This window comes from Methanocella sp. (assembly GCF_035506375.1).
Classification (GTDB): domain Archaea; phylum Halobacteriota; class Methanocellia; order Methanocellales; family Methanocellaceae; genus Methanocella.
Genome location: NZ_DATJPM010000063.1, coordinates 1 through 5,346, shown reverse-complemented (window position 1 = coordinate 5,346; position 5,346 = coordinate 1). Strand labels below are relative to the sequence as shown.

5 protein-coding genes are annotated in these 5,346 nt (G+C 61.7%); all 5 read right to left on the bottom strand.

Annotation, left to right across the window (positions count from 1 at the left end; all coding sequences use genetic code 11):
- Positions 1-277 precede the first annotated feature (277 nt).
- Entirely contained in the window at positions 278-784 is a 507-nt protein-coding gene (locus VMC84_RS08385) for a cupin domain-containing protein (RefSeq protein ID WP_325379574.1), read from the bottom strand.
- Positions 785-835: 51 nt separating this feature from the next.
- Positions 836-2,098 carry a PQQ-binding-like beta-propeller repeat protein gene (locus tag VMC84_RS08380; RefSeq protein WP_325379572.1) on the bottom strand — a complete coding sequence of 421 codons (1,263 nt, stop codon included), beginning with the start codon at positions 2,096-2,098 and terminating at the stop codon, positions 836-838.
- A gap of 123 nt (positions 2,099-2,221) precedes the next feature.
- Positions 2,222-2,755, bottom strand: a complete 534-nt coding sequence (locus tag VMC84_RS08375; RefSeq protein ID WP_325379570.1) for a DUF1697 domain-containing protein — start codon at positions 2,753-2,755, stop codon at positions 2,222-2,224.
- A gap of 21 nt (positions 2,756-2,776) precedes the next feature.
- On the bottom strand, positions 2,777-4,627 hold the full coding sequence (locus VMC84_RS08370) for a glycoside hydrolase family 15 protein (protein ID WP_325379568.1): 1,851 nt from the start codon (positions 4,625-4,627) through the stop codon (positions 2,777-2,779).
- 49 nt (positions 4,628-4,676) lie between these two features.
- A partial coding sequence (ftsY, locus tag VMC84_RS08365) for a signal recognition particle-docking protein FtsY (protein ID WP_325379566.1) occupies positions 4,677-5,346 on the bottom strand: 670 nt, incomplete at its 5' end.

Here is a 5,346-nt window from a genome sequence, read left to right as displayed (position 1 = left end):
ACACAGTGGAATGAACAAGAGCACTTTTTGCCCCTGTGCCATCATATCCTGTATCTTAAAAGTTCAAAAAGCGGCTCTGTGCCCTTTGTCTCTTAATTATAAAAAAGTCTTTGTGAGCCTCCGTGCTCTTCGTGCCTTTGTGGTGAAAAATAGTGCCCCCGTCACCGTTGTGCCTTAAAGAGAAGCAAACCATCCCGGAGCTCACATGTTATGCCGTCTGGGAAACTCCAGGAAGGCATAGGGGAAAAGCGGGAATATGCGAAACGACATGCGCAGCCTACAGCGCCCGGGCCTCGTCCGGCCGACCGGCCGCGGCGGGCTCGGCGTCGAAGGCCGCGCCCGCCTCGGCCAGGCGTACGGCTGTTTTACACCTGGGGCACCTCGTCACGTCGCCCGTGGCCGTGCCCTCGGGGAGCGGCGTCTCGAGGCCGCAGGCCGGGCAGAAGTACTCCAGGTTACCGTAGATGGACGTGACAGGCCGCGGGCCCTGGACCGATAAGAGCGTGGCGCCCTTCTCGCAGGATAGCACGGCGTGGCCGGCGCCCGAGGGCACGTAGACTGCGTGGCCCGGGCCGACGGGCCTCGTCTCGCTGCCCACGTAGAAAAGACACCGGCCGCCGACGACGTAGAACACCTCGTCACTGTTGGTGTGGCGGTGCATTGAAAGCGCCTGCCATGGCTGGAAAGAATAAACGCTAAAGGCGACCTTATCCGTCTTTATAGGGCAGGATCGCAGGCTGATTGGCCCTCCATCCTCCGGCATATCTACTGGGAAAACGTCCATTTTTACCCTCAAATAATATTATATATTAAAATATATAAAACATGATGGCGGTCAGCGCCTGCGGTATGTGGCCAGTGCCAGCAGGCCGATGGCCATCCCGAGAAGGCCCGGCAGCGGGCACCACGATGACGAGGGGGTAGACGATGGGACTAAGGTCACGACGACCGGCGTCACGGTCGGCGCAGGGGTCGGCGTCGGCGGCACCGTGGGCGCCGGCGTGGGCGTGACGATGGTCAGGTTCTCGGGAAGCGTGAGCGAGTACACGGTGCCTCCGCCCGTGCTCGTGCCGTAGGAGCTGAAGTACAGCTTGCCGTTGGCCATGACGGGCGTCGAATAGACGGGCGAGTCGGCCTTGAACTTCCAGTAGGGCAGGCCGTACCGGGCGTCCACGGCGTGCAGGTACTGGTCGCCGGAGCCAACGTAGATTATCCCTTTTGACTTGTCGATGAACGGGGCCGCCTTGATGGGGCCCCCGGTGGCGTATTGCCAGACGGGCCTGCCGTTCGTCGCGTTGAAGCAGTACAGCTTGCCGTCCCAGGAGCCGGCGTAGATGTTGCCGTCGTAGTAAACGGGCGTCGAGCTCACGGCGCCGCCTGTCTGGTTCTTCCAGTTGACGCTGCCCTGGTTGTGGTCCAGGGAGACGATGTACCCGTCATATGTGCCGATATACAGGGTGCCGTCGTCGGTGGCAAGGGGCGAGTAGGCCCTCTCCCCCACCTTAACGGACCACTTGACCTTTGGAGTATACGGGTCGATGGCGACCAGGCTGCCGTCGGAGGTGCCCACGTACAGGACGTTTTCGTAGCTCTCCAGGGCCGTGGACACGCCGCTGCCCACGCTGACGTTCCAGATCTGGTTCCCGTTGTTGGGGTCGAGCGCGTAGACCCGGCCGTCGTCAGAGCCCACGAACAAGATGCCGTTCATGAGCAGGGGCGTGGAGTCGACATTGGCGTACGCCTTGAACCGCCACTTCTCCTTGCCATAAAGCGTCTCGATTGCGTATAAGGTGCCGTTGCTCGAGCCCACGTAGAGAGTGCTGTCCTTGTACACGGGCGTGGAGAAGGTGGTGCCGGCGTTGAACTTCCAGAGGGGAGCGCTGTTCATCGTCTGGAGCGCATAGACGGTGCCGTCGTAGGAGCACACGTAAAGGATGCCGTTGCTATAAATGGGCGACGCCGAGATGTAGGCCCCGCCCTGGCCCTCCTGGCCGAGCTGCTTCGTCCAGTCGGCCGTGGGCCCCTGGGCGGCGAGCGCCGGGGCGATGAAAAGCCCGACGATCAGAGTTGTGATAAATAGCCTGTATATCGATGACATTGTTTGACCCGCCAATATGGATGTGTTTTAAGCGATGTGATAATAAGCTTTGCGTTAAATCGGCCGCGCAGGCCGGTTTCCAGAGGAAATAAAGGGGTAGAGGCGTTTTTTAATCCATTGTATCTATTTTAGGAGCCTGGCGATGGTATTCCACGACCGCGTCGTGGCCTTTTGCCCGAACTTCTTTTCGATGACGCCCATAAGCTCTGCCGCGCCGGTGCCATATAGCAGGATGCATATCATGCCGTTCGTTGCGCACAGGACACGATAGCCTTCCTCTTCCACCAGGAATGGGGTCCCGGCACTCTCCGGGAGGAACGTGACGAACAGCCTGACACCGGGCTCGTTCTCGACGCCTTTAAATCTGCCGGGGAGCTCGCGGAGGTCGTCAAGGCGGCGCACAATGACGACCACATCCCTTCCCAGCGCACGGCTTAATATTCTCTCAATATTCTCCGTCAGCGTTGCCGCATCCCCCTCAGGCGCCCGAAAAAGTACATTGCCGCTCGCCAGAACGGTCCTCACGTCCCGGAAGCCGGACGCTGTGAGCGCATTCCGCAGGTCCTCCATCCTTATAAGTGAGCGCCCGCCGACGTTGATGCCCCTGAGTAAAGCTACATATGTGCTTAGGCCGTTCTCCACGGAAGCCTGCTTCATGACAAGTATCGTCGTCAAAATTTAAGATAAGCCTTTTCCTTCCAGCGCTTCCAGGTACTCGATGACGGCCAGCATGAAGGTCGAGTGAGACCAGGCGAGCGGCAGCACGGAAACGGGTTCCCCGCCCGGGCCCGTCTGCTCCGGCATGAGGCCGGTGGGCGCCGCGGCCTTCGCGCACCACTCGATGAGCTCCAGGGCCCGGGGAAGCTCCCGCCTGCGGATGTGCCACTGGGCCAGCCACAGCGTGCACAGCGGCCAGCTATTCATGTGTCCCTGGTATCCGTCCCCTGCATACCGGGCGACGCCGCCACCGGGCCCCATGAGCTCTTTTTCGATGGCGGCCATCGTGCCCGCGGCCATGGGGCTCTCTGGCTCAACCAGCCCCAGGTACCACGCGGCGAAGGCGGAGGCGTCCACGGTGTCGTCGAACACGCCTCTCCGGAACCGGCCAAGGGCCTGGTCATAGAGCCTCTCCAGCGCGGCGCCCTTTAGCTTCGCCGCGGCGCCGTCCCAGGCCGCGGCGCTGCCCTCGTCCCCTAAAACGCGGCCGATGGCCGCGGCGCTCCGGAGGCCCGAGTACACGGACGCGCAGGAGTAAGTGTAGATGCCCTTCCGCTCCTCCCAGAGGTCGAAGCTCGGCTTCGGCATCCCGTCCTTTAAAAAGCCCATGAGGGAGTCGGCGGCGGGCTTGACCAGCGGCTCATATAAGGAAGAAAGCTCATTTACGTCCCGGGTCTCCTGCCAGTGCACATAGATGGCGTATATCGGCGTGGCGGTCTCGTCGATCTGGACCATGGGCAGCGGGTGCCAGGTGCTCCCCAGGTCGCCGGCGGGCGTGTACTTGTGCCTGAAATACCCCTTCGGGTCGACGATCTTCTTGAAAAAGCGGTACGTATGCATGCTCAGGTGGCCGTACCCGGCCCGGTCAAGCGCGACCGCGGCCCAGGCGGCATCCCGGGGCCAGCAGTACGTGTAATAGTCGGCGCCCTGCTGCTTTATCTGCGAGTCGCAGGAGGCAATGATAGAGCCCCCCCGGTCCAGGTGGCAGGCCACGGTCAGGAGGCTCCGGGTGAACGCCTCGCGCACGGGCGGGGGCAGCTTATCGAGCCCCGGGCGGGCGGCCCTGGTGCAGAACGCCTCCCAGAATTTTTTACAGGAGCAGTAGATCGTCTCGACGTCCCTGGCCTTTATCCAGTCGTTGATGCGCTTCGCCTCGGGGAAGTTATGGCCTACGCATGCCCAGAAGTGCACCGTGGCCGCCTCGCCCGGCCGCAGCTCCGGCAGGGTCCAGCCCAGGGCCGAGTCCGCGGAGCCGTGGGCCACGACGTTGCCGGCCAGTACGCCGTCCTCGGCGTCCTTCCAGGTGCCCTCCATGCCCCGCCACTCGGAGATGCCCGCCGTGAACTGGTCGAAGGCCGGCGAGGAGCTCTGCAGGATGAACCGGTCCCGCTTGTAGTGGCTCATCATGTCGCCGTCCCGCACGGCCGTGTTCGCGTAGTTGTTCTCCAGGATATGGTAGTTCTGCGCCGAAAAAAGCCGGAAGTGTTTCGGCCTGTCCGAGACGTTCCTCACCTCGAACGAGCGCAGGAAAAAGTTGAGCTCGTGGTGGACGGTCTCCCTGACCTTTACGGCCGCGGCGAAGCCCTTACTCGTGTACCCGGTCTCGCCGACGAGCGAGGCGCCGTCGTACCGCTGCTCTATCTCCCAGCAGTCCAGCCAGGAGAACTTTTTCATGTCAATGTCGAAGAGCCCGAGGCGTATGTTGCCCCCGTGGTTCTCCATGCCGGCGTAGGGATAGTAAAAGTCCCGGGCCACGCCGCGCTCGTCGACGCAGACCAGCAGCGTGCCGTTGCCATATATGAGGGGTCTCATGCCAGAAGTCAATACCCGCCGCAGTTTCAAATAGCTTTGGAATAAAAGCTCAGCGTTCGAGCAGGCGGTCCACGAACCAGTTCGGGTCGAACTTCTTGAGGTCCTTGTATTCCTGGCCCACGCCTAAAAATAAAATCGGCTTGCCGGTGATGTGGGCGATGGATATGGCCGCCCCGCCCTTGGAGTCGGCGTCGGCCTTCGTTAAAATCGAGCCGCTGATGGGCACCGCATCATTAAACAGCCTGGCCCGCTCCACGGCGTCGTTCCCGGCGATGGCCTCGTCCACGAAAATGACGAGGTCGGGCTTGATGACGCGGCTGATCTTTCTTAACTGTTCCATGAGGTTGACGTTGGTGTGCAGCCGGCCCGCCGTGTCCGCCAGCACCACGTCCTTCTTATTGCTCTTCGCGTATGTCACCGCATCGTATATGACGGCCGCCGGGTCCGAGCCCTGGGCGTGCTTGATCATCTTTACGCCGATGCGGTCGGCGTGCTTTTCGAGCTGCTCGATGGCGCCCGCCCGGAACGTGTCGCCCGCGGCGATCACCACGTCGACGTTCTTCTCCTTGAGGCGCTCTGCGAGCTTCGCGATGGTCGTGGTCTTGCCGGTGCCGTTGACGCCGGTAAAGACGACCACGACGGGCTTCTCGTGCTTCGCGATGTAATCGTCGAAGTCGAGCGTGTGTGCGCTTAAGATACTAAGAATAGAGTCCCTGAGC

What these genes read in the sequence shown, in the direction of transcription:
- VMC84_RS08380 (WP_325379572.1), bottom strand. Translation starts at nt 2,098, where the DNA reads ATGTCATCGATATACAGGCTATTTATCACAACTCTGATCGTCGGGCTT.
- VMC84_RS08370 (WP_325379568.1), bottom strand. Translation starts at nt 4,627, where the DNA reads ATGAGACCCCTCATATATGGCAACGGCACGCTGCTGGTCTGCGTCGAC.
- VMC84_RS08375 (WP_325379570.1), bottom strand. Translation starts at nt 2,755, where the DNA reads ATGAAGCAGGCTTCCGTGGAGAACGGCCTAAGCACATATGTAGCTTTA.
- VMC84_RS08385 (WP_325379574.1), bottom strand. Translation starts at nt 784, where the DNA reads ATGGACGTTTTCCCAGTAGATATGCCGGAGGATGGAGGGCCAATCAGC.